At 60.5% G+C, this 22,045-nt stretch carries 17 protein-coding genes; 10 read left to right on the top strand and 7 right to left on the bottom strand.

Annotation, left to right across the window (positions count from 1 at the left end; genetic code table 11):
* Positions 1 to 8 precede the first annotated feature (8 nt).
* The 5 genes from RWZ58_RS04665 (at position 9) to RWZ58_RS04645 (ending at position 6,056) form a co-directional block, all read left to right on the top strand.
* Positions 9 to 761: a GTP cyclohydrolase II gene (locus RWZ58_RS04665; protein WP_314657770.1), complete on the top strand. Its 753-nt coding sequence runs from the start codon at positions 9 to 11 to the stop codon at positions 759 to 761.
* A gap of 67 nt (positions 762 to 828) precedes the next feature.
* Positions 829 to 1,305, top strand: a complete 477-nt coding sequence (ribH, locus tag RWZ58_RS04660; RefSeq protein ID WP_005506244.1) for a 6,7-dimethyl-8-ribityllumazine synthase — start codon at positions 829 to 831, stop codon at positions 1,303 to 1,305.
* A 165-nt stretch (positions 1,306 to 1,470) separates the two neighbouring features.
* Complete coding sequence (locus RWZ58_RS04655; RefSeq protein ID WP_314657768.1) at positions 1,471 to 3,081, top strand: anthranilate synthase component I; 1,611 nt, start codon at positions 1,471 to 1,473, stop codon at positions 3,079 to 3,081.
* Positions 3,082 to 3,095: 14 nt separating this feature from the next.
* Positions 3,096 to 3,911: an indole-3-glycerol phosphate synthase TrpC gene (trpC, locus tag RWZ58_RS04650; protein WP_314657766.1), complete on the top strand. Its 816-nt coding sequence runs from the start codon at positions 3,096 to 3,098 to the stop codon at positions 3,909 to 3,911.
* A gap of 711 nt (positions 3,912 to 4,622) precedes the next feature.
* Complete coding sequence (locus RWZ58_RS04645; protein ID WP_314657763.1) at positions 4,623 to 6,056, top strand: hypothetical protein; 1,434 nt, start codon at positions 4,623 to 4,625, stop codon at positions 6,054 to 6,056.
* Between the two features lie 366 nt (positions 6,057 to 6,422).
* Here RWZ58_RS04645 and RWZ58_RS04640 read toward each other — a convergent pair whose 3' ends face one another.
* Positions 6,423 to 7,829, bottom strand: a complete 1,407-nt coding sequence (locus tag RWZ58_RS04640) for an MFS transporter (protein ID WP_314657761.1) — start codon at positions 7,827 to 7,829, stop codon at positions 6,423 to 6,425.
* Between the two features lie 180 nt (positions 7,830 to 8,009).
* Between RWZ58_RS04640 and ftsY the strand changes: the two genes are divergently transcribed.
* On the top strand, positions 8,010 to 9,119 hold the full coding sequence (gene ftsY / locus RWZ58_RS04635) for a signal recognition particle-docking protein FtsY (RefSeq protein ID WP_314657759.1): 1,110 nt from the start codon (positions 8,010 to 8,012) through the stop codon (positions 9,117 to 9,119).
* A gap of 141 nt (positions 9,120 to 9,260) precedes the next feature.
* On the opposite strand, the gene RWZ58_RS04630 is transcribed toward ftsY, so the two are convergent.
* On the bottom strand, positions 9,261 to 10,361 hold the full coding sequence (locus tag RWZ58_RS04630; protein WP_049354758.1) for an XRE family transcriptional regulator: 1,101 nt from the start codon (positions 10,359 to 10,361) through the stop codon (positions 9,261 to 9,263).
* Positions 10,362 to 10,407: 46 nt separating this feature from the next.
* Positions 10,408 to 11,199, bottom strand: a complete 792-nt coding sequence (locus RWZ58_RS04625; protein ID WP_314657757.1) for a hypothetical protein — start codon at positions 11,197 to 11,199, stop codon at positions 10,408 to 10,410.
* A 269-nt stretch (positions 11,200 to 11,468) separates the two neighbouring features.
* Between RWZ58_RS04625 and RWZ58_RS04620 the strand changes: the two genes are divergently transcribed.
* The gene (locus tag RWZ58_RS04620; RefSeq protein ID WP_314657755.1) at positions 11,469 to 12,509 is read left to right on the top strand and encodes a glycosyltransferase; all 1,041 of its coding nucleotides are present in this window, start codon (positions 11,469 to 11,471) and stop codon (positions 12,507 to 12,509) included.
* Positions 12,510 to 12,667: 158 nt separating this feature from the next.
* Here the strand turns inward: RWZ58_RS04620 and RWZ58_RS04615 are convergent, their stop codons facing one another.
* Complete coding sequence (locus RWZ58_RS04615) at positions 12,668 to 13,570, bottom strand: PIN-like domain-containing protein (protein ID WP_314657753.1); 903 nt, start codon at positions 13,568 to 13,570, stop codon at positions 12,668 to 12,670.
* Positions 13,571 to 14,011: 441 nt separating this feature from the next.
* On the opposite strand from RWZ58_RS04615, the gene RWZ58_RS04610 reads away from it, so the two are divergent.
* Entirely contained in the window at positions 14,012 to 14,623 is a 612-nt protein-coding gene (locus tag RWZ58_RS04610; protein ID WP_049327112.1) for an ANTAR domain-containing response regulator, read from the top strand.
* Between the two features lie 271 nt (positions 14,624 to 14,894).
* Here the strand turns inward: RWZ58_RS04610 and RWZ58_RS04605 are convergent, their stop codons facing one another.
* From RWZ58_RS04605 to RWZ58_RS04595, 3 genes are all read right to left on the bottom strand, one after another.
* Positions 14,895 to 15,143 carry a hypothetical protein gene (locus tag RWZ58_RS04605; RefSeq protein WP_049341350.1) on the bottom strand — a complete coding sequence of 83 codons (249 nt, stop codon included), beginning with the start codon at positions 15,141 to 15,143 and terminating at the stop codon, positions 14,895 to 14,897.
* Positions 15,144 to 15,197: 54 nt separating this feature from the next.
* Complete coding sequence (locus tag RWZ58_RS04600; RefSeq protein WP_314657751.1) at positions 15,198 to 15,704, bottom strand: hotdog fold thioesterase; 507 nt, start codon at positions 15,702 to 15,704, stop codon at positions 15,198 to 15,200.
* Positions 15,705 to 15,825: 121 nt separating this feature from the next.
* A complete protein-coding gene (locus RWZ58_RS04595; protein WP_314657749.1) occupies positions 15,826 to 17,103 on the bottom strand; it encodes a dicarboxylate/amino acid:cation symporter in 1,278 nt (425 codons plus the stop codon).
* Between the two features lie 443 nt (positions 17,104 to 17,546).
* On the opposite strand from RWZ58_RS04595, the gene polA reads away from it, so the two are divergent.
* Together polA and RWZ58_RS04585 are read left to right on the top strand one after the other, a co-directional pair.
* A complete protein-coding gene (gene polA, locus RWZ58_RS04590) occupies positions 17,547 to 20,558 on the top strand; it encodes a DNA polymerase I (protein ID WP_314657747.1) in 3,012 nt (1,003 codons plus the stop codon).
* 730 nt (positions 20,559 to 21,288) lie between these two features.
* Positions 21,289 to 22,045, top strand: a 757-nt coding sequence (locus RWZ58_RS04585) for a S1 RNA-binding domain-containing protein (protein WP_314657746.1), incomplete at its 3' end; no start/stop codon positions are given.

Here is a 22,045-nt window from a genome sequence, read left to right as displayed (position 1 = left end):
GAGAACGCATGAGCGAAACCCCTAACACCCCCGCAGAGCCGGTTGAAGCGCAGGCTGAAGAGCTCAGCGCCGAATCCCTGCGCATCGCCTCCGAGCTCGCTGAAGGCTACCGAGTCAGCCCCCTCGACATGGTGCCCAACCCCAGCCCGCTGCTGGTCGAAAGCACCGAAGAGGTCGCCGTACCCACCCCGCAGGGCGTGTTCGGCCTGCGTGCCTGGCGATTCGCAGACGGTGCCGAGCACATCAGCGCCCGCGCCCTCGACCGTGACGGCACCCCCGTACCCACCGAGGACGGGGGAGCGCCCGCGGTACGCATCCACTCCGAATGCGCCACCGGCGACATTTTCGGTTCCTTCCGATGCGATTGCGGGCCCCAGCTGGAGAACGGTCTGCGCATCCTCAGCCGCACCGGCGGGTACCTCATCTACGTGCGCAACCACGAAGGACGCGGCATCGGCCTGGTCAACAAGCTCCGCGCCTACGCGCTGCAGGATGCCGGGCTCGACACCCTCGACGCGAACCTGGCGCTCGGTCTGGACGGCGACATGCGCGACTACTCGCAGGCGGCACTGATCCTGCAGGAACTCGGCGTGCACGAGCTGAGGCTCGTCACCAATAACCCCGCCAAGCAGGAGGCGCTCGAAAGCCTCGGCCTGCAGGTCACCGAACTCATCCCGGACGAAATTCCCGCCCGAGTTGAGAACGCCCACTACCTGCAAACCAAGCGTGAGCGTATGCGCCACGTGCTCAAAAGCGCGTAGCGGCACCCCGGCAAACAACCCCGGCACACTAAACTTTTCAAAACCCAAAACCCACAAGGAGAACACTATGAGCGGCGTAGGCGCAGCAGACACCACCCTCAACCCCGAAGACTACAAGGGCTTCAAGCTCGCAATCGTAGCGGCAAGCTGGCACACCCAGGTCATGGACGGCCTCATCGACGGTGCACAGCGCGCAGCACGCGACGCAGGCATCGAGCCGACCCTCGTGCGCGTACCCGGCACCTTCGAGCTGCCCGTCGCAGCAACCCGCCTCGCTGAGAAGTTCGACGCAATCGTCGCACTCGGCGTGGTCATCCGCGGCGGCACCCCCCACTTCGACTACGTCTGCCAGGGCGCAACCAACGGCCTGACCGACGTGTCCGTGCTGACCGGCCGCCCCATCGGCTTCGGCGTGCTCACCTGCGACAACGAGCAGCAGGCACTCGACCGTGCAGGCCTGGAAGGCTCCAACGAAGACAAGGGCTACGAGGCGACCGCGGCGGCACTGCAGACCGCAGCAACCCTCAAGCAGTTCAGCAACTAACACGGCTGAACGGTACGCGGCTCAGTTTCACGAAGAGAACTCATGGATCTTCACCGTGGAACTGGGCCGCAGCACCGGTTAAACTGAAACAACGCGCGGCACTAGAGCCACATCGAGTTACAGCGCGCCGACGCGCTCCCCAACCCAACACCAAGGAGTACAGCAATGCAGGATTTGGGCACCATCACCCCCAGCCTCGAAGAATTCCGCGCCCGCGCCGCCGGCACCCGCGTCATTCCCGTACACATCAAAATCCTCGCCGACTCACTCACCCCCATCGGCATCTACCGATCCCTCGTACTCCAAAACGACCAGGGCGAACCCGTCGAAGCAGCCCACGGTACCTTCCTGCTCGAATCCGCAAAAATCTCCGCAGAAGGCGAATCCGCAGCCTGGGACCGCTACTCCTTCATCGGCGCGTCCTCCCGCTCCACCCTCACCACCGTTGACGGCGCAGTCCACTGGCAGGGACGCACCCCCGCCGGCGCACCCGTCGACGGCGACCCCGTAGAAGCCATCGCCAAGACCCTGCAGATGCTCTACACCGAACCCGACCCGACCCTGCCGCCGCTCACCTCCGGACTGGTCGGCTACCTCGGCTGGGACGTCGTGCGCCACTGGGAGCACCTGCCGTACCCGCCCGCCGATGACGTGAACCTGCCCGAATTCGCGCTCAACATGGTCTCCGACATGGCAATCCACGACAACAAGGACGGCACCGTCCTGCTCGTCGCCAACGCCATCAACTTCAACGGCACCAGCGAAAACGTAGACGGCGCCTACGAGGACGCCGTCGCGCGCCTGCACAGCATGCTCCGCCGCCTGCAGCGCGGCGCCGCAGCAACCACCTCCATTCTCTCCGGCGTGGCAGACGTAGACCGTAAGGTCCGCGAAGACGTCACCCTCACCTGGAGCGAACAGGGCTTCAAGGACGCCATCGACCGCTCCAAGAAGAACATCATCGACGGCGACGTCTTCCAGATCGTGCTCTCACGCCGATTCGAAGCCGAAACCAACGCCAAGGCACTCGACGTGTACCGCGTGCTGCGCCAGTCCAACCCCTCGCCGTACATGTACCTCTTCAACTTCGAAGACAGCAACGGCACCCCCTTCCACATTGTCGGCTCCTCCCCGGAGGCGCTCGTCACCCTCAAGGACGGTATTGCCAGCACCCACCCCATCGCCGGTTCCCGCCCGCGCGGCGCAACCCGCGAAGAGGACCTCGCACTCGCCGAGGAGCTGCTCGCCGACCAGAAGGAACGCTCCGAGCACCTCATGCTCGTCGACCTGGCACGCAACGACCTCTCGCGTATCGCCAAGCCCGGCACCGTGTCCGTTGACCAGTTCATGATCATTGAGCGTTTCAGCCACATCATGCACATTTCCTCCGCCGTCAGCGCCGAACTCGACCCGCAGTTCAGCGCCTACGACGTGCTGCGCGTCGCCTTCCCGGCAGGCACCCTCTCCGGTGCACCCAAGCCCCGCGCCATGCAGCTCATCGACGAATACGAACCCACCCGCCGCGGCGTCTACGGCGGCGTATGCGGCTACTTCGACTTCGCCGGCAACATGGACATGGCAATCGCCATCCGCACCGCCGTACTCAAGGAAGGCACCGCCTACGTACAGGCAGGCGCGGGCCTCGTCATGGACTCCAACCCGGACTCCGAAACCCTCGAAACCGTCAACAAGTCCGCCGCCCCGCTGCGCGCCGTGCTGACCGCCTCCGGCCTGGCACCCCTCGACGCAGACGCAGCCGCCAACGCCACCAAGTAACCCAAGGAGACACCATGAGCACCGTTCTCGACGAGATTATTGTCGGCGTCCGCGAAGACCTCGCCGCCCGCGTACAGCAGGTTCCCCTCGAAGAAATGAAGAAGCGCGCCCTCGTAGCCGCACCCGCCCGCGATGCGCTCGCCTCCCTGCGCGGTGAAGTGCCCGGCGGCGGCAACGGCGCAACCGCACGCATTATCTCCGAGGTGAAGCGCTCCTCGCCCTCCAAGGGTGCCCTCGGCGAGATTCCGGACCCCGCCGCGCTTGCCGCACACTACGAGGCAGGTGGTGCAGCAGCAATCTCCGTGCTCACCGAACAGCGCCGCTTCAACGGCTCCCTCGCCGACCTGGACGCAGTACGCGCCGCCGTGAACATCCCCGTGCTGCGCAAGGACTTCACCGTCGACGAATACCAGATTTGGGAGGCACGCGCACACGGCGCCGACCTGGTCCTGCTCATCGTCGCGGCACTCGACGAACAGACCCTCCGCGAGTTCCTCGAACTCACCGAATCACTCGGCATGAACGCCCTCGTCGAAACCCACACCCCCGAAGAAATCGAGGTCGCCCAGCGCATCGGCGCCAAGATTGTGGGCATCAACGTGCGCAACCTCAAGACCCTCGAAGTCAACAACGAGCACTACGCATCCCTCGCCGCGCACCTGCCCAACTCGGTCATCAAGGTCGCCGAATCCGGCGTTGCCGGTATCGAAGATGTGCGCGCCTACGCCGGCGCCGGCGCCGATGCGGTCCTCATCGGTGAAGCACTGGTACGCTCCGGCGACCCCGAAGGTACAGTGCGCGAATTCTCCAAGGTGCCTGTGACCCGATAAGGGTTGCTAAGAGAGGGCGTGCCAGACGCCGCTCGCGGGGGAGTACGGCTTCCGTGGGTTAGTTGTTTGAGATGGCATACCGGACAACGCTCGCGGGGGAGTGCGGCTTCCGTGGCTTAGTTGTTTGAGAGGTCGTACCGGACAACGCTTGCGGGGGAGTGCCCCCTCTGCGGCGCTGGGGCGCCTTGAGGACGGAGCCCCCGCTTCGCGTGTCCGGTATGCCCTCTAGGTCGCCTATCCCTCGGGTTGGTTGATATAGATGCTTGGTACGGGGTTTCTTTCTCGGGCTAGCTCGCCTCAGTCTGGGGTATATGAGGATGGTTTGAGGTTGGGTTTCAGAGGTAGCACGCCAATCCTTTGGGGTGGGGATTATAGGTGGCTTGGTCCGGGGTTGGGTGTTGCTGTTAGCTCACCTGATTCTTGGGCTCCAAGTTATTGGTTTGTTCTGACAACTTGCCTCTCGTACATGTGAAGCCGGTGTCTGCTATTCAGCAGGCGCCGGCTTTATGCGTCTCTTTCGTCATAATCAGCAGGAATAGCGCGTTCGCATTGAGACGCCGTCAGTTCGTTGATAGTCTACACATGGATATTTCACCAAACTGCACCACCCATCTTGGCTGGCTAGCACCCGCCACATCTAATAGACACGGTCCAACAGGTGCAGCGCCGGAATATCCATCATGCGTCCACACTACACTCGCGAGAATACTTATGGCTCAATCTCCAGGAAAATCTACGTCCTTCATCGAACGCGACCTCTCGTCCGGTTCCGTACCCACCCTCGAAGCGCAGCGCCCCTCCACGAAAACTAAGATGCGTAATACCGAACCCGCCGCCAACCCCCAGAAGCTGGCTGCTTGGCGCACCTGGATGCCCGCCCTCCTCATCTGGGTGTTAGCCTGCGCAACCCACTTCGTCACCTTCGCCTACTCGCTTGCCGAAGACCAGCGAAACCCCCTCAGCAACGAAAACAAAAACCATAACGGCTTCCTCTCCTACCTCAACATATGGGACGCCGGCTGGTACCAGGGCATCTACAAAGAGTGGTACCCCACCGAACTGCCCCTGCGCGCCGACGGGTCCGTATCCTTCAACTCCTGGGCATTCATGCCCCTCCACTCAATGGTTAGCGGTAAAGTCGCTGATATTTTCGGTATCGAGTACCGCCTTGCCGCAGTCGGAGTCAGCCTCGCCGCCGGCCTCGCCCTGGCCGTTGTGCTCTACCGCCTCTTCATCGGTAGCCTGAACTGGCGTGCCCGAGGTATCTTTGATACCCGCCCGCAGGTGGGGGATGAGTCCCGTAATCGCCTGGCGCTGTGGGCGCTCGCGGTGTATGCGTTCAGCCCGGCAAGCCCCATCTTCGTCACCGGTTACGCTGAGGCTCTTTCCACTCTGCTCCTTGCCTTGAGTGTGTGGTGTGTGATGCGTGGCCGCTACATTCTGTTACTGCCCGTGGCGCTTCTGGCGGCGCTGTCTCGCCCGCTGGGTGTGCCGCTCGGCGCATTTGTGGGCCTGTGGTGGCTGTGGTGCACGGTCTCTGACTACCTCGCCCGCCGCAGCGAAGAACCCTCACAATCCGCACTGTCGGATGCGTGGGCTGCGTTTCGTGGACGCTTCGCCCAGCTCCTCGGTGCCCTACTGGTCTGTAGCTTCGCCTTCGTGCACCCCCTGCACGCGGCTCTGCGCACCGGACGTATGGACGCGTACCTCGCCACGGAACTCGGCTGGAGCTTCCGCAAGGTCGAAGACGGTCACCAGTACTTCGCCCAGTGGGTCCACCAATTCAACCTTTACTACGCGGGCTCCGTACCCGCCATCATCATGTGGGCCGCCCTGGTGCTCCTCATCCTGAGCTTCTACTGGTGGATGTCGCAGAAATTCACCCGCACCCTACTGCACCCCGCCCTGTGGCTGTGGACCGCCTGCTACGCCGGATACCTGTTCATCTTCTGGCTCCCGACCTCGTCCACCGTACGTATTCTGCTGCCGCTGTTCCCCCTGTCGCTGCTGGTCGCCGCGTACCTGCCGAAGAGCCGCATGTACCGCCTCCTGCTGGTGCTGATGGGCCTGCTCGGCTCCGCCCTGTGGATGCGTCTACTCTGGGGCGGCCCGGACGTGATTGGTCCCGTCTGGCTGCTGCCCTAGAAGGGTTAGTTGTTTGAGATGGCGTATCGGATGCCGCTCGCGGGGGAGTGAGGCTTCCGTGGGCTAGTTGTTTGAGAGGGCGTACCGGATGCCGCTCGCGGGGGAGTGCCCCCTCTGCGGCGCGGGGGCGCCTTGAGGACGGAGCCCCCGCTTCGTGTGTCCGGTACGCTCTCTAGGTCGCCTATCCCTCGGGGAAGGATATAAGGGGTTGGCAGGTGGGTACCTTCTCCGGTTAGCTTGCCTGCATCTGGGGTTCCATGTTGTTGGCTTGCTCTGCCAGCTCACCTTTCGTACACATAAAGCCGGTGCCCGGTTCCTGCCACCTCACAGGAACCGGGCACCGGCTTTTCACTTATTAGAGAGCTTTTAACGGCCCGTATAGTCCGCGTCCGCAATATCCTTCGGCCAGCGCGCCTTACGGAACGGCGCCCACGTAAACGCCGCCGCCACCAGCAACAAACCACTGATAATGAACGCCGGCACAAAGCCCCACGCATCCGCAATCAAACCAGCTACCAGCGGACCCAAAATCATACCGAAATCGCTACACATCTGATACACCGCCAACACCTGGCCACCACTGCGGCGAGTACCAATCACATCAGACACCGCAGCCTGAATCGACGGACCCATAAACGCCGCACCAATACCCAGACACGCCGTCAACGACACAAACACCCACGCCACCGGCGCAAAACCCATAAACGTCACCGCAGAACCCGCCAACAGCAGACCCGAAAACGCCATCACACGGCGACCAAAACGATCCGAAAAACGACCCGAGAACGTCTGCGTCAACGCATTACCAAACGAGTTTGTCGCCATCGCCAAAGACGCCAACAGGGTAGCCGCCACCGAATTCGACATATCGCCACCAGTCGCCAAATACGCCGCCGCCAACGGAATAATCGACGACTGCACACCAAACACCGACCAGCCAATCGCCCAATTCGAAACCAACGCAGAACGGTAATTCGAGAACTTCAACGCGTCACGAACCGTCATCGCAGGCAGGTCGCTCTTACCCGCAGCGCCGCCGGATGCAGCAGGCTTAGCGCCCTTACCGGATGCGCCAGCAGGGGAAGGCGCCGCCGACGGCAACACCCCGGTACCCTTACCCTCAGCCAGCAGCGCCGCCTCCATAATCGCGTCGCGCTCCGCCTCCAGCGCCGCCTGCGACGGCATCAAGAACCACACAATCAGGCCCGCCGCCGCCAGCGAAAAACCATACACAATGAACGGCGCACGCATACCAAACGGCGCCAGCGCGCTCGCAATCACCGGGCCCAGCAGATTACCCAGCAGGAACGCCGTCGCATAATAGCCCGAAATACGTCCACGCATATGCGCCGGGGACAGGCGCACCAGCAGACCCATCGCAGAGACGGTGAACATGACCGAGCCGATACCCGCCACCGCACGCGAACCCAGCAGAACCCAATAATCCCAAGCGAACGCAATCATAAACGACGTCACCGACACAATCAGCATGCCAATCGTGTACACCGGACGCTCACCCCAGCGGGTAATCAGCTGACCCGCCGACGGCGCAAAAATCAGGCGCGTAATCGCCAACGCAGAAACCACCATCGTCGCCATCGTGACCGTCGCATTAAAATTCTGCGCATAGTTCGGCAGCACCGGTGCCACCAAACCAAAACCTACCGCAATCATGAACGACGCAGCAATCAGAACCTTCAAACCGGTCGGCACACGGTTCGGATCAATCGTGCGCGGGTCAAAAACAGGCGGTGTTTTGGCAGGGTTCCTCATGTTCATCCTCGAAATCGTGCGGTGCTGTGCGGCAGCCGCAGGCCCCACCCGCAACCGCCAACCATGTGTTCGGCTAAAAAACTTAACAGTGTCTAGTCTACTCCGCCGACAGCCGGGCATGCGCGTAACCTCGACCAGCCAAACCGTCCAAACCGGTAAGCTAGTAGTGTGAACGAAACGATGATGATAATCTGCGCAATCGTGCTGGGTGTACTGGTTATCGCCGGTGTACTTTTCGCCGTTCTGCGCCGACCCAAGAAGACCGCGGACCTGCAGTCTTTGCGCCAGGAGGCGGCTAAGGCCTCCGGCGGATCGGCGGAAGAACCCAAAAGCTCGGCACCTCGCGCTATTGAACTTGATATGCCTGACCCGTCCGCGGGTCGCCTGGTGCGCCTGCGCGCCCGCCTGGCACGCTCCAACAACATGCTCGGCAAGGGCCTGCTGGCTCTGCTCTCCCGCGACCGCATCGACCAGGACGTCTGGGACGAAGTTGAGGAAACTCTGCTGCTCGCCGACCTCGGCTCCGAGCCGACCACCCGCCTGGTGGAGGCGCTGCAGCAGCGCGTGCGCGTTGAGGGTACGAGCAACCCCGCCGCCGTGAAGAAGATGCTCCGCGAAGAGCTCGTGAAGATTGTTCGCCCCGACATGGACCGCGAACTGAAGACCGCCGGCAGCGACGGCAACCCCGGCGTGGTGCTGGTCGTTGGCGTGAACGGCGTGGGTAAGACCACGACCGTCGGCAAGATTGCCCGCGTGATGGTCGCTGACGGTCAGTCCCTGATTCTGGGTGCCGCGGATACCTTCCGTGCCGCTGCGTCTGAGCAGTTGACCACCTGGGGTGACCGCGTGGGCGTGAAGACCGTGCGTTCTGAGAAGGAAGGCGCCGACCCCGCATCCGTCGCGTTTGATGCTGTGAAGGCTGGTAAGGAGCAGGGCGTTGACACCGTGCTCGTGGACACTGCGGGCCGCCTGCAGAACAAGTCCGGTCTGATGGACCAGCTCGGCAAGATCAAGCGCGTGATTGAGAAGGAAGCTCCGGTCACCGAGGTTCTGCTCGTGATTGACGCGACCACCGGCCAGAACGGTATGGTTCAGGCGAAGGTCTTCGGCGATATCGTGGACGTTACCGGTATCGTGCTGACCAAGCTGGACGGCACCGCGAAGGGCGGTATCGTGGTCGCTATTCAGGAGGAGCTTGGCGTTCCCGTCAAGCTCATCGGCCTGGGTGAAGGCCCGGACGACCTGGCGCCGTTCGACCCGGAAGCATTCGTGGACGCGCTGCTGGACTAACATCTTCTGCCTCTACGCCGAGAAGCCACATGTGTTTGGAACACATGTGGCTTCTCTGTTGAATTGGCCTGATATATTTTGGAGACGCACAGAGAAGCCTCGAGGGAGTGTATAAATTACACCCTCTCGAGGCTTTGCCGTTTATACGCTCACTGGTAGAACAGGACGTCGCGCTGTGATGACTTCAAAATAATGTTGAGGTACGCGCGACTTCTCTCTCAATATCTCAGATGAAACGCCTGATTCCTCGATGAGACTAATCGCATGAGGAATTAGGGACGGTTCTTCGAGAGAAGAAATAAGACCTGGTTCCTTAGCACGCCATCCGTTACGAGAAACGGTAACCATGGCGTTTCGGTAGGCATCATCTGAAAGGCGACCCAGTTCTTTAGCCCTATACAGAAGAGCCTGCATACTGATGCCCCAGTATTCCTTAAGCTCCTTCAGCTTCATCCAGCCTTGACCGTTCATGACTGTGGGCAATTCATCCTGGATGCATGCACTTGGTGCCAAAAATTCTGCGGCAAATGCATGAGCCTGAGCCTCAAGAACCTTATGACCAGGATCAGCATCAGCATGCATTACTAGGTGGCCTAGTTCATGGGCGGCATCAAAGCGTTGACGGTAGTAATCACCCTTTGTTGGGTTTAGAACTACTACTGGAGCCTCGCTACCAAAAGTGGAGTATGCATCAATTGCTGCACTATGGAATGGTGCAAAGACAACGACGATACCATGGTTCTCCATAGCACGGACAACATGCTGGACGGGCTTATTTCCTAAACCCCAATCTTTACGAACCTGCTCAGCTGCTAGACGAGGAATCTCAGAACCGGGAAGGTCAGAATCAGTCAAGATACTGGGAAGTACCAGGTCCGGGAAGTCGACGTACTCATTCATTGTATGTACAACATCCTGGACAACTTGCGTATACGCTTGAGCCTGGTTGCGACTAAGCTGAGTTGTCGAGCGTAAAGACCTAAAGTGAGGTGCGCCAGAAATTAACGGGGCTTCTGAGAACTGGCTTTCAAGAAAAGATGGAGCAACGCCAAGAGTCAGAGCTAGTGCGTAGACATTATCTTTAGTTGGGTTTCGGTTACCCGATTCCCAGTGAGTAATAGTGACAGCACTAACTCCAAGACTCCTAGCCAAATCGCTCTTGCGGACACCTTGAAGTTCTCGAGCTAACGTGAGCCTCCTTGGGTCAAAGGAGAGTATGGGGGAAGAATCTTGTACAGACATAATGCTTTCGCGGACAAAGAGTGTGGTGTATGAGTCATAACAGCTCCTACTCAGCTGCCTTCTTCAGCTTAACATGAGCGTCGGGAACTGCCGGGGCCTCAGAACGGTTCGTAGGCTGGACTTCCTGTGCGGAAGAAGCGGCAACGGAGGGGGAGCCAGACGATGCTGCACGAGCGAGCACGTCAATATTCCATACCCAAGGGCTCTGGCTTCGACGTTCGACTGGAGCAGGTAGACCGAGGACAAACTCCTTGAGTTCACCTTCGGGTGAAATATTATACGCTACTACCAAAATGGGGAGACGCAACGGCAAATCTTCGACGAGATCATCCAACCCCGGAATATCGAGAGTGTCCTGAACGTAGTGATTCGTTGCTGAAATAATTCGCTTTTTCGTGCTGCTCTCCCAACGAATCTTGTCAATGCCACCAAAGCGGTTAGCGCTTTGCATTACCAAGGAACAACAGGTGCTGACCTCCCAAAAAGGCATGTTCTTGTACGAATCGCTGCGGTAAAGACCCCGCGGGAGACTCAAATCCCTGAGAAGGGGGTATGCTTCCTGCGGAAGGTCAGTTGCCAAAGCTTCGAGATTCTCAGCGATAGGTTCTTTTTGGAACGTAGCAAACCTATCACCGGTAAGGGTGACACGATTAAGATTTTCGGCAACAAGTTCGTAATGGTTCATGCCCTTGCTGGCATTCCGCGCATGTTCAGGGTAATCCGGGTTGTTCGCCGCAAGCTGGATGATCTTTGCTGCAGTTGCCAGCGTGTCCAAAACTCCGAGGTCTTCGAGCCAGTCCTCCATGACCTTCTTATTGGTATAGGGAGAGTGGGACATTGTTAACTCCTTTAAAAAATATTGTTTGAAAATTAACTAAAGAATATACTGCGATTCTATCATTAACAACTGATGGGTGCTTGTATATGTCGATGGTGCAAGGTGGAACGCGACCAAAAATGCTCTGAAGCCCATAATGACGACGAGCAGTACACGATTCGAAGCTCTGGGATATTCTGAAATTAGAAGACGCGCAGGACCCTCAAACGGCCGGGCGCATCGCACACCATGCAACCCAATTCACCCCGAACCTCAGCGAAGGAGCCACCATGGCAGCCACCCTCCCCGGAACCCTCCCCGACCCCAACTACAAGCCCACCTACCGTTCCAACGGCGCCTGCGACGACCTCGCCGCACTCGTTGCGCCGTACAGCCTCTCGCGCGCCCAGCTCGCTGAGGCTACCGGCATTGCCGACGAGGCGACCGTGAACAGCTGGGTTGCGCAGTGCTGCCCCGACCTTGCCGCGGATGCGCCCGCACCCCTCGAGCCCGTGCTGCGCTACCTGGACGAAACCTACCTGCCCGATTCCGCTAACTGGCCCGGCGAGAACCCCTACGACGAGTTCGTCCTCGAGAACATCGCCGCCCGTATGCTCGCTCGCGTTGTTGCTAACACTTTCGCCGCTGACCGTTCGGGTAGTTACCGCGAACTGCTCGCGCTCATTGCGACCCTCGTGCTGATTGCCCGCTACTGGGATGGCACCGATGAGGCTTTCCTGACCCTGCTCAACGCCGAGCCCACCGCGCAGGCGGAAGAGTCCCTGCAGGAGGCTATCGCGAACGCCCCCGAGTCCCTGCACCCGCTCCTGGCCGAACTTCTGCTGCCCGCCCTGCGTGAGGCGCGCGGCACCTTCACCGCCGACGAGGCACGCCTGCTGACCGGCTATGCGCTCGCCGCCGGATACTACGCGGGCGAGCACCCCTACGAGACCCTGAACAGCATCCACGTTGCGTTTGCCGCGGACCGTACCCTGCCTGACGCCGAGCAGATTCGCCGCGTTGAAGACGTCCTCAAGGCTAACTTCCACGCCGCCCGAGCAGCTGCCGGTGCTGACGAGAACCTGGAGCCGCACCACTTCACCCTGCCCGGCAACCAGGACGGCTACGAAACTGCCGCGCACCTGATTGCCGCCCTGCCCCAGGCACACGACGTTATCGCGTTCAGCACCCAGCCCGGCGAAGGAGCCAGCGCGCTCGCTGATGACCGCCGCGCCGCCTTCACCCTGTACCTGTGCTACCTGATGCTCGGCGATGACGAGTCCGCGGAGGAGCGCGCCGCGGAGCTCTACCGCGCAAGCCGCGAGAACTAGGTTTTCGCGCCCCGTAGATACTCCGGTAGATACTTCAGCCAGACACCCTGCCTGCAGACGCTAAGAAGCCACATGTGTTCGGAACACATGTGGCTTCTTGCGGTTAATTGTGGTCAGTGTGGTGGGATTATTCTCAGCGGTGACTTTATACGGCGAATTTACACAGCTACGGGCTGTTCCGCGCGGATTGCACTGTAGGTTGCGTCGCTGACGGTCACGCCGTACTGCTTGGAGGCGAGTCGCAGAATCTCCTCGACGGTGTAGATGCGGAACACACCGCCTCCGGTTGCCTGCGCGTATTCACGCAGCAGCTGACGGTTTGCGAGCTGGTGTACGGGCTCGTCACCCGATGCGGCGCGTACCTGCGGGCCGTTGCGTAGCCAGGTGTCGCGCACGCCGCCGGTGACGAATACGCAGTCGGTGCCCTTCACGCGGGTGGTGGCTTCGGCGATGCACTGGTTCCAGAGCGCGAAGTCGGCGTCGAAGGAGGTGCTCGCCAGCAGCGGGTGGCCCTGTTCGAGTGCTTCGCGGCACTGCTGTTCGTGGCGTTCGGGGCTGGGGGCTGCGCCTACGTGTCCGGTGAAGATGCGGTTCAGTCGCGGCAGGATCGTGTCGTCTTCGCGGCGCGCCACGTTGATGGATCCGGTGTCGGTGGTGGGTTCGAGAATCCGCATGATCTGCGCGATGGAGTGGTCCAGCTGGTGCGTGACTGAACGCAGTGCACTCCAGGGGGAGTGGCTTTCTTCGGGCAGGGTTTCTTTGAAGGACGCGAGCGCTGAGCGGACGCGTTCTGCGGCGGCGGGCACGGGGGATGCGCCGTCGAGTGCTGCCCAGAATTCTTTGAGTGCCTGGTGGGGGAGAAAGGCGTGTCCGCGGAGCTGGGAGTAGGCGCGGAGGATTTCGTCGCTAATGTGGGTTGGGTAGTTGTAGAGGCTTGCAAGCGCGGTGGAGTCGAAGGCGACGAGAATTCCGGGGTGAATGGAAGTCAGCGGTTCGCGGTCGAGTTCCTTGTACTCGACGAAGTCTGAGTACAGGGTGCGTGCTTGACGGGTGATTGACATGAATCCCCTCCGGGTATCGAGTATGGTCGGTCAAATGCGAGTGCCGGAGAAGTCGAGGAGAATAATCCATTCCAGTGTATCGGCCTTCTTTGGCAGGTGATGGAGTTTCGGTATAAATATTTTGTTTATTACGTTTGTGTCTAACCCGAGGGTGTGTTAGTGCATGTCAGAGTCATTTTCGGGTCTATGTTTTAGCTGTGAATTTCGCCGCGTGACGTCTATGCTGTGCGGTTTTTTCTGGGTTGTTATGAGCAGTATAGAACAAAAACGTGCATTAAGGTGCAAAATCTGAGGGGTGGCGCTCAAAATGACGTCAGAAAACCCCTCCCACCTGCACATAGGACGCATATAACACGCGGGGGACAAGGCGTGAAAGTAGATGAACATTTATTCCCTCCTGTAAACTTTAAGGTGACTGAAATTTGATAAAGGAGAAGAGTAATGTCAGAGCTGACCACTCAGGATCAGGCAGAGGAGCAGGGTCCCGCCCGCACCGTCGTCGTGGCAGAAGACGAGGCATTGATTCGCCTCGACATCGTAGAAATTCTGAAGGACCAGGGTTTCGATGTTGTTGCAGAAACCGATAACGGCAAGACCGCTGTCGAACTGGCGCAGAAGCACCGCCCCGACCTCGTCCTCATGGACGTGAAGATGCCGATTATGGACGGCATCACCGCAGCTGAGGAAATCGCAAAGGAACAGATCGCTCCCGTCGTTCTGCTGACTGCATTCAGCCAGAAGGAACTCGTCGACCGTGCCGTTGAGGCAGGCGCTATGGCGTACGTCGTCAAGCCTTTCTCCCCGAACGACCTGGTTCCCGCAATCGAGGTGGCAATCAGCCGCTACGAGCAGATTCGTGCCCTCGAGAAGGAAGTTGGCACCATCCGCGACCAGTTCGAGACCCGCAAGCTCGTTGACCGCGCAAAGTCGCTGCTCATCACCAAGATGAACCTGACCGAGCCGGAAGCATTCCGCTGGATTCAGAAGACCTCCATGGACCGCCGCCTGTCCATGCGCGAAGTTTCTGACACCATCATCAAGCAGCTCTCCTAAGCACAAGACGTACACAGTACGTGACAGTACAGGTACGAATGCACGCTACGGCGAAGACTAGGATTCGCCGCTGAGTACACACAGCTGGTGCAGTGATGAGCCAGCGCCTTTATTCATGACACACAAACGCCCCACCCCTCACGATGAAGCTGAGGGACGGGGCGTTCGTGTTTAACCGTTCGTTTCTGACCGTTCGCGGGTGCGTGCGGCGAACCGGGCGCCTAACCGGGCGGGAACCTAGTGCTGGTTGGAGCCCTAAGGTAGGCAGAGCCTAACGCAGGTAGCGGTTCAAATCGTCGTCATCATTGTTCGGGCCGCTAATGGGGCGGTCCGTCGGAGAACCAGCCCAGAGCATGCCGCCGGTACCGAGCATCACGCCCAGCCACCAGAAGCTGCCGGGGTTATTAATCGCGGTCACCAGGCACACCAGCATCACACCGATTGCGATGGGCAGGACAATGCGCTTGGCGCGCACAATCTTCGGGTAACGCTTGAAATAGGGGGTGCGCTCGCGGGCCATGGTTGTCCTTTCGTTGGGGGTCGTTCCCTCTACCTTAGCTTAGACGGTGTTGGCTTAAGCGGTGGGGCGGGGGATCAGCATGTTGGTGATGCGTGCGGTGCAGGTGGTGCGGCCGCGCTCATCCACAATGTCGATGGAGTGGATGCACAGGGTGCGTCCGAGCTTGACGGCGGTGCAGGTTGCGGTGACCACGCCGGAGACTGCCGGGCGCACGTGGGTTGCGTTGATGTCCACGCCGACTGCTACGAGGTCTTCGCCGCCGTGTACGCCTGCGGAGAGGGAGCCGAGGGTTTCGGCAAGGACCACGTTAGCGCCGCCGTGCAGCAGGCCGATGGGCTGAGTGTTACCGGCGACGGGCATAGTTGCCACGGTGCGTTCTGCGGTGAGTTCCTGGAACTTAATGCCCATGGCGGGGATGAGCTCGCCCAGGCCGCGGGGGAAGTAGGAGTGCAGGTGTTCGGGGATGCCGCTCTCGGTCAGCTGTGCCTTGATTTCTTCTGGGGTGAGGGTGGTGGGTGCTGCCGCGCGGACGGGTGCGTGCTGTGTGTTGTTTTCAGTCATGACTTCCAGTGTACTCCTCGGTTTTTGGTGCTTTGACCTGCGGGGGAAGCTCCGGGTATGCATCAGCCCCGCCTCCTGAATGGGGAGACGGGGCTGAAAAACGCTGCGGAGGCGGAGAGGATTAGGCGGAAATAGCTTCTGCCTTCTCGATGTCCTCGTCGCGGATTTCCTTATCGGGGTTCACACCGCTTGCCTTGGCGATACGCTCGGTCAAGGCCGCGATGGTCGCGTCACCGGTCACGTTGGTTGCGGTGCCGAAGGAGTCCTGAGCCAGGTACAGGGCAATCATCAGAGCAATCATGGAAGCGTCGAAGCCGAGCATGGACTGCAGCAGACCAATCGCGGTCATCACGCCACCGCCGGGAACACCGGGAGCGGCAACCATCATCACGCCGAGCACCAGAATCATGGGAATCAGGCTACCGAAGTCGGGGTGCTGACCGGTCATGAACAGCACTGCCACCGAGCAGGAGGTAATGGTAATCATGGAGCCGGAGAGGTGAATGGTCGCACACAGCGGAATCGCGAAGTCCACCACGCGGGGCGAGATGCCAGTCTTCTTTGCCGAACGCACGGTCACCGGAATGGTCGCAGCCGAAGACTGGGTACCGATTGCGGTGAAGTATGCCGGGAGCATGGTCTTGAGCATCTGGACGGGGTTGCGGCGAGATACCGCACCAGCCACCGAGTACTGCAGCGCCAGGGTAACCCAGTGCAGAATAATCACCATGACGAACACCAGACCGAAGACCGAGAGAATCTTTGCCACCTGACCGGCGAGGGTCATGTTCGCAAACACGCCCACGATGTGCACGGGCAGCAGGGGAATAATCACGTAACCGAGCATCTTCTCAACGATGACCTGGAAGTCCTCGAAGAGGTTCAGCATCGCACGGGTCTTCAGAGCGGTAATGCCCAGGCCCAGGATGAAGGAGAGAATCAGTGCACTCAGCACGCCCATAATCGGGGTCAGCTCGAAAGAGATGTAACCCTTGGAGAGTGCATTCTCGGGGTTATCGAAGGAGGCGAGCTGCTGACCCTTCAGGATGATGGGGTAGAGCAGCAGAGCGCAGGTCAGCGCCAGGAAACCAGCAAGGATGCTGGAGATGTACGCCAGACCCACGGTGATGCCGAGCATCTTACCCGCACCCTGCGCGAGGGAACCGATACCGGGCACGATGAAGCCGATAATAATCAGCGGAATCGCGAAGCTCAGGAAGGCGCTGAACACGGTAGAGAAGGAGACAAAGATCTGCACAATGAGGTCGGTGGGGATGGCCGCGCCGGTTGCGTCATTGATGCCGCTAATCATTCCGGGGGTCAGCATGCCGATGAGCACACCCGATGCAATCGCGATGATAATCCACGCGAGAAGGGGAAGTTTTTTGAGTGCCTTCATAGTTTCCTAAATGAGGGTTCGTTGTGTGTTAAGCGCGGGATGTGCCCTCACAGTCCGATGAATCCTGCCGGTGAATTCTGGGTAGAGTTCTGCCTATGAATACACGGGGTGTGGGGGGTTCCTACGCTGGAGGCGATAATAAGGTTATATATTATCTGGAAACCGTATTATTATCCACCTCACATAGTGGCTTAGGGCACAGTTTTTGGGAGAAAAACTCACCAAACGCACCCCACCGGCACCTACATATGAGGTAAAACTCTTTCCACACACCCCGTTATTCCGCTATATGGCACAGCGCCGGCACTCAACACAGTACCGGCACTCAACACAGCGCGGGCGCCTCCCCACAGGGCTAACCCGCAGCCACCGAAACTAGCCCCCCGAACCCAGCAGCCACGAAGCCAACCACCGAGCAAACTCAGACTCGATACACTAGAGGAGTGACTACAGAGAACAAAACCCTCCTGCTCATTGACGGACACTCCCTGGCCCTACGCTCCTTCTTCGGCATCTACACCATGGCCGAAAAGACCGGCCAGCACATTTTCGTGCGCAGCGACGGCCAACACACCGAGGCCGTGCACGCCTTCCTCTCCACCCTGCTGAGCATCATCAAAGACAACCAGCCCAGCCACATCGCCGTTGCCTTTGACCTGCCCGGCGGCACCTTCCGCACCGCCGAATACGGCGAATACAAGGGCGGCCGCAACGCCATCCCCGAAGCATTCAACGGCCAAATCGACCTCATTAAAAAGATGCTCGGCGCGCTCAACATCCCCGCGCTCACCTACGAAAACTACGAAGCCGACGACATCGTCGCAACCCTCACCCGCCGCGGCACCGAAGCCGGTTACAAGGTCCTCATCCTCTCCGGCGACCGCGACATCTTCCAGCTTGTCACCGACGACGTCACCCTGCTCTACCCGGTCACCACCGGCCCCTCCAAGGGTATTCAGCGCATGGACCCCGCCGCCGTCGAAAAGAAAACCAAAGTACCCCCGCACATGTACCCCGACCTCGCCGCCCTCACCGGAGAACAGGCGGACAACCTGCCCGGCGTACCCGGCGTAGGCCCCGGCTTCGCCGCTAAATGGCTCGGCGAATACGGCTCCCTGCAGGGTGTGCTCGACAACCGCGACAAGATTGGCGGTAAGAAGGGCGAGGCGCTGCGCGAGAACATTGACAACGTGGTGCGCAACCGCCGCCTCAACCAGCTTGTCAACGACCTCGACCTGGACGTCACCCTCGAAGACACCGCATTCACCCCCGACCTGGATGCACTCAACACCTTCTTCGACGAGGTAGAGTTCCGCACCATCCGCAAGCGCGCCGCCGACACCCTCGGCCCCATCGTGCGCGCCGCCGGATCCGCAGGCGCTACCAGCTCCGCCGCAGAAGCAGGGGAGGAGGGCGCCCCCAAGAAGGCACCCACCGGCCCCGTCTACGCACCCATCAATACCAGCGCACCCACCAAAAACGCAGACGCAGCAGCATTCCGCGCCTTCTGCGCCGCCGCAGCCGAAGAAAACTACGGCAACGACGAACAGGGCGCGCCCATCGCCGTACCCGAACGCCTCGAAGGCGCCGTGACCCTCTACCCGGTCACGAACCTGCCCGTGGCGCGCCCCGCCATCGGCGACGCACCCGCAGTCAAGGTCACCAAAACCAAGATTCGCGCCGCCGAAGAAAACCCCGAACTGCTCGGCGTGCTCCTCACCAGCAAGAGCACCAGCCTCTGGATTGACACCCGCAGTATCGACCCGGAACTCGACGCCGCCCTCGCCGCGTGGCTCTCCGACGAAGCTGCCCGCAAAATCGTCATGGACCTGAAGGTTCAGCGCAAGCTTCTGCGCGCCTACGGCTACGAACTCGCCGGCGCCGTCGAAGACCCCGCACTGTCCTCCTACATGTGCGGCTTCATCCCCACCGCAACCCGCAAGCTCTTCTCTGAACGCATGGAAGACCTCGCCGAACGCTACCTGTGGATCCCCAAGGACCCCTACGCGCAGCTCGTCTTCCAGCCCGAAGAAGAAGAGGCAGAACCCTCCCTCTTCAGCATGCCCGGCGAAGCCGAACCCGTCGAAAACCTGCGCTACTTCACGCAGATTAGCCGCATCATCCACGAACTCGCACGCCTGCTCCACTATGAAATGGAAGAGCACGGCCAGCTGAAGGTCTACGAAGAAATCGAACTGCCGCTGCTCTACGTCCTCGCAGACATGGAACAGGCAGGCATCGCCGTCTCCGACGCGCTCCTTGCCGAACTGCACGACACCTTCTCCGCACGCGCCAACCAGGCGCAGGACGCCGCACGCACCATCATCGGCGACACCGTCCAAACCGACGACGGCGAAGAACCCCTCAACCTCGCCTCCGTCAAACAGCTGCAGACCGTACTCTTCGACAAGCTCGCCCTGCCGCACACCCGCAAAATCAAGTCCGGCTACTCCACCGACGCCGAATCCGTCACCGAACTACTCTCCAAAATCTCCCCGGAGTCCGACGGTGCGGCATTCCTCGGTGCGCTCGCCGCCTACCGCGACAACATCAAGCTCGTACAGACCGTCGAAGGCCTGCAGAAAGCAGCCGCCGACGACGGACGCGTGCACACCACCTTCCAGCAGGGTGCCGCCTCCACCGGTCGACTCTCTTCAACCGCGCCGAACCTGCAGAACATCCCGATCCGCACCGAGGAAGGCCGCCGCATCCGTGGCGCCTTCATCGTCGCACCCGCACCCATCGACGGTGTGGAATACGAGGGCCTGCTCACCGCCGACTACTCGCAGATTGAAATGCGCATCATGGTGCACCTCGCCGCCGACGAGAAGCTCATCGCCGCCTACGAAGCGGGGGAGGACCTGCACCGCTACGTCGGCTCCGAGGTGTTCGGCGTAGCCCCCGAGGACGTCACCCCCGAGCAGCGCTCCAAGGTCAAGGCAATGTCCTACGGCCTGGCGTATGGCCTCTCACGCTTCGGCCTCGCCAAGCAGCTGAACATCAGCTCCGACGAAGCGGGCGAACTGCGCACCAACTACTTCAAGCGCTTCGGACGCGTAGGACGATTCCTGCGCGGCGTGCTCAAGCAGGCACACCAGGACGGCTACACCGAAACCATCTTCGGCCGCCGCCGCGTGCTGCCCGACCTGGATTCGCCCAACCGCGTACGCCGTGAAGCTGCCGAACGCGCCGCCCTCAACGCCCCCATTCAGGGCACCGCCGCGGACATCATCAAGATCGCCATGATCAACATTCACCGCCGCCTGCGCGAAGAGGGTCTGAAGACCCGCATGCTGCTGCAGGTGCACGACGAAATCATCCTCGAAGTCGCCACCGGTGAGCGTGAAGCCGCCGAACGCGTACTCGTCGAGGAGATGAGCGGTGCCGCCAGCCTGCGTGTTCCGCTGGATGTGCAGGTTGGCTGGGGTAAGTCCTGGCAGGAGGCGGGTCACTAGGCTCGTTTCCTTCTCGCGGCTTTCGCTTGGAAGGCGGTGCTCGCCTTGGCTCTGCACGGAAAGCGGTATTCGTCCTCGTTCCTACAGGGCTTGGTGGGTGGGTACGCTATACCCTTCCTCCGCTCCTGCAGGGGCACCCGCCGCACCCGGACGCTCCGCTCTTCCTCGCTTCGCTGCGGAGAGCGTCCGGGGCGGCACCCTGATGTCGCTTCCGGAGGGTATAGCTACCCCGCTCCGGCTAGGCGTCGCGCGTCGTGTGGAGGGGCGGTGTCGTCCGTAGTGACATCAGGGTGCCCGAAGCGAAGCGAGGGCGGGTTCCCTGTAGGAACGAGGACGAACGCCGTCCCGCGAGATTTCCCCCTCCTACCTGCGAAATAGGGGAGCAAAACCGGGCGCGTAACCATTGACGACACGCCCGGGATTCCCGTACACTATTAATCGCGTGTACCAACGTACGGGTTTTCTATGCTCTTTTTCTCCTTAAGAAAACGGGGAGAAAACAGGCACAGACCGCTCGTGCACCCTGCTTAAAGCATTTGCTTCCGGTGGGCGGTACACATTGTAAGTATCCGTCAGCTCGACGTTTCCTCACCTCATTCAAAGGCGTTAGCGGTCCTATGCCGTGCGCGCCGGGGTGAAAAAGTGAGCCGGTCGGCGCCTCCACCCGGGGGTGTTGAGCGGTGAACCGGCAGCGTCGACCTATTAGAAATCCAATTGGAGCCCTCACTACATGAGCACCAACATCCCTCAGGTCGCAATCAACGACATCGGCGACGAGCAGGCATTCCTCGAGGCTGTCGAGCAGACCATTAAGGTCTTCAACGACGGCGATCTCGTCTCCGGCCAGGTCGTTAAGATCGACCACGATGAGGTTCTGCTCGACATCGGTTACAAGACCGAAGGCGTCATCCCCTCCCGCGAGCTGTCCATCAAGCACGACATCGACCCCTCTGAGGTTGTCGAGCTCGGCTCCGAGGTTGAGGCACTCGTCCTCACCAAGGAGGACAAGGAAGGTCGCCTGATCCTCTCCAAGAAGCGCGCACAGTACGAGCGTGCATGGGGCGACATCGAGAAGGTCAAGGAAAACGACGGCGTCGTTACCGGTACCGTTATCGAGGTTGTCAAGGGTGGCCTCATCCTCGACATCGGTCTGCGTGGCTTCCTGCCCGCATCCCTCGTTGAGATGCGCCGCGTCCGCGACCTCGCTCCCTACATCGGTCAGCAGATCGAAGCTAAGATCATCGAGCTGGACAAGAACCGTAACAACGTTGTTCTGTCCCGCCGTGCATACCTGGAAGAGACTCAGTCCGCTGTTCGCTCCTCCTTCCTCAACGAGCTGGAGAAGGGTCAGGTCCGCGAGGGCGTTGTCTCCTCCATCGTCAACTTCGGTGCATTCGTGGACCTGGGTGGCGTGGACGGTCTGGTTCACGTTTCCGAGCTGTCCTGGAAGCACATCGACCACCCGTCCGAGGTTGTCGAGGTTGGCC

This window comes from uncultured Rothia sp., from assembly GCF_963544205.1.
Lineage (GTDB): Bacteria > Actinomycetota > Actinomycetes > Actinomycetales > Micrococcaceae > Rothia.
The sequence above is the reverse complement of the archived record's forward strand: the minus strand, read 5'-3'. Positions and strand labels throughout refer to the sequence as shown.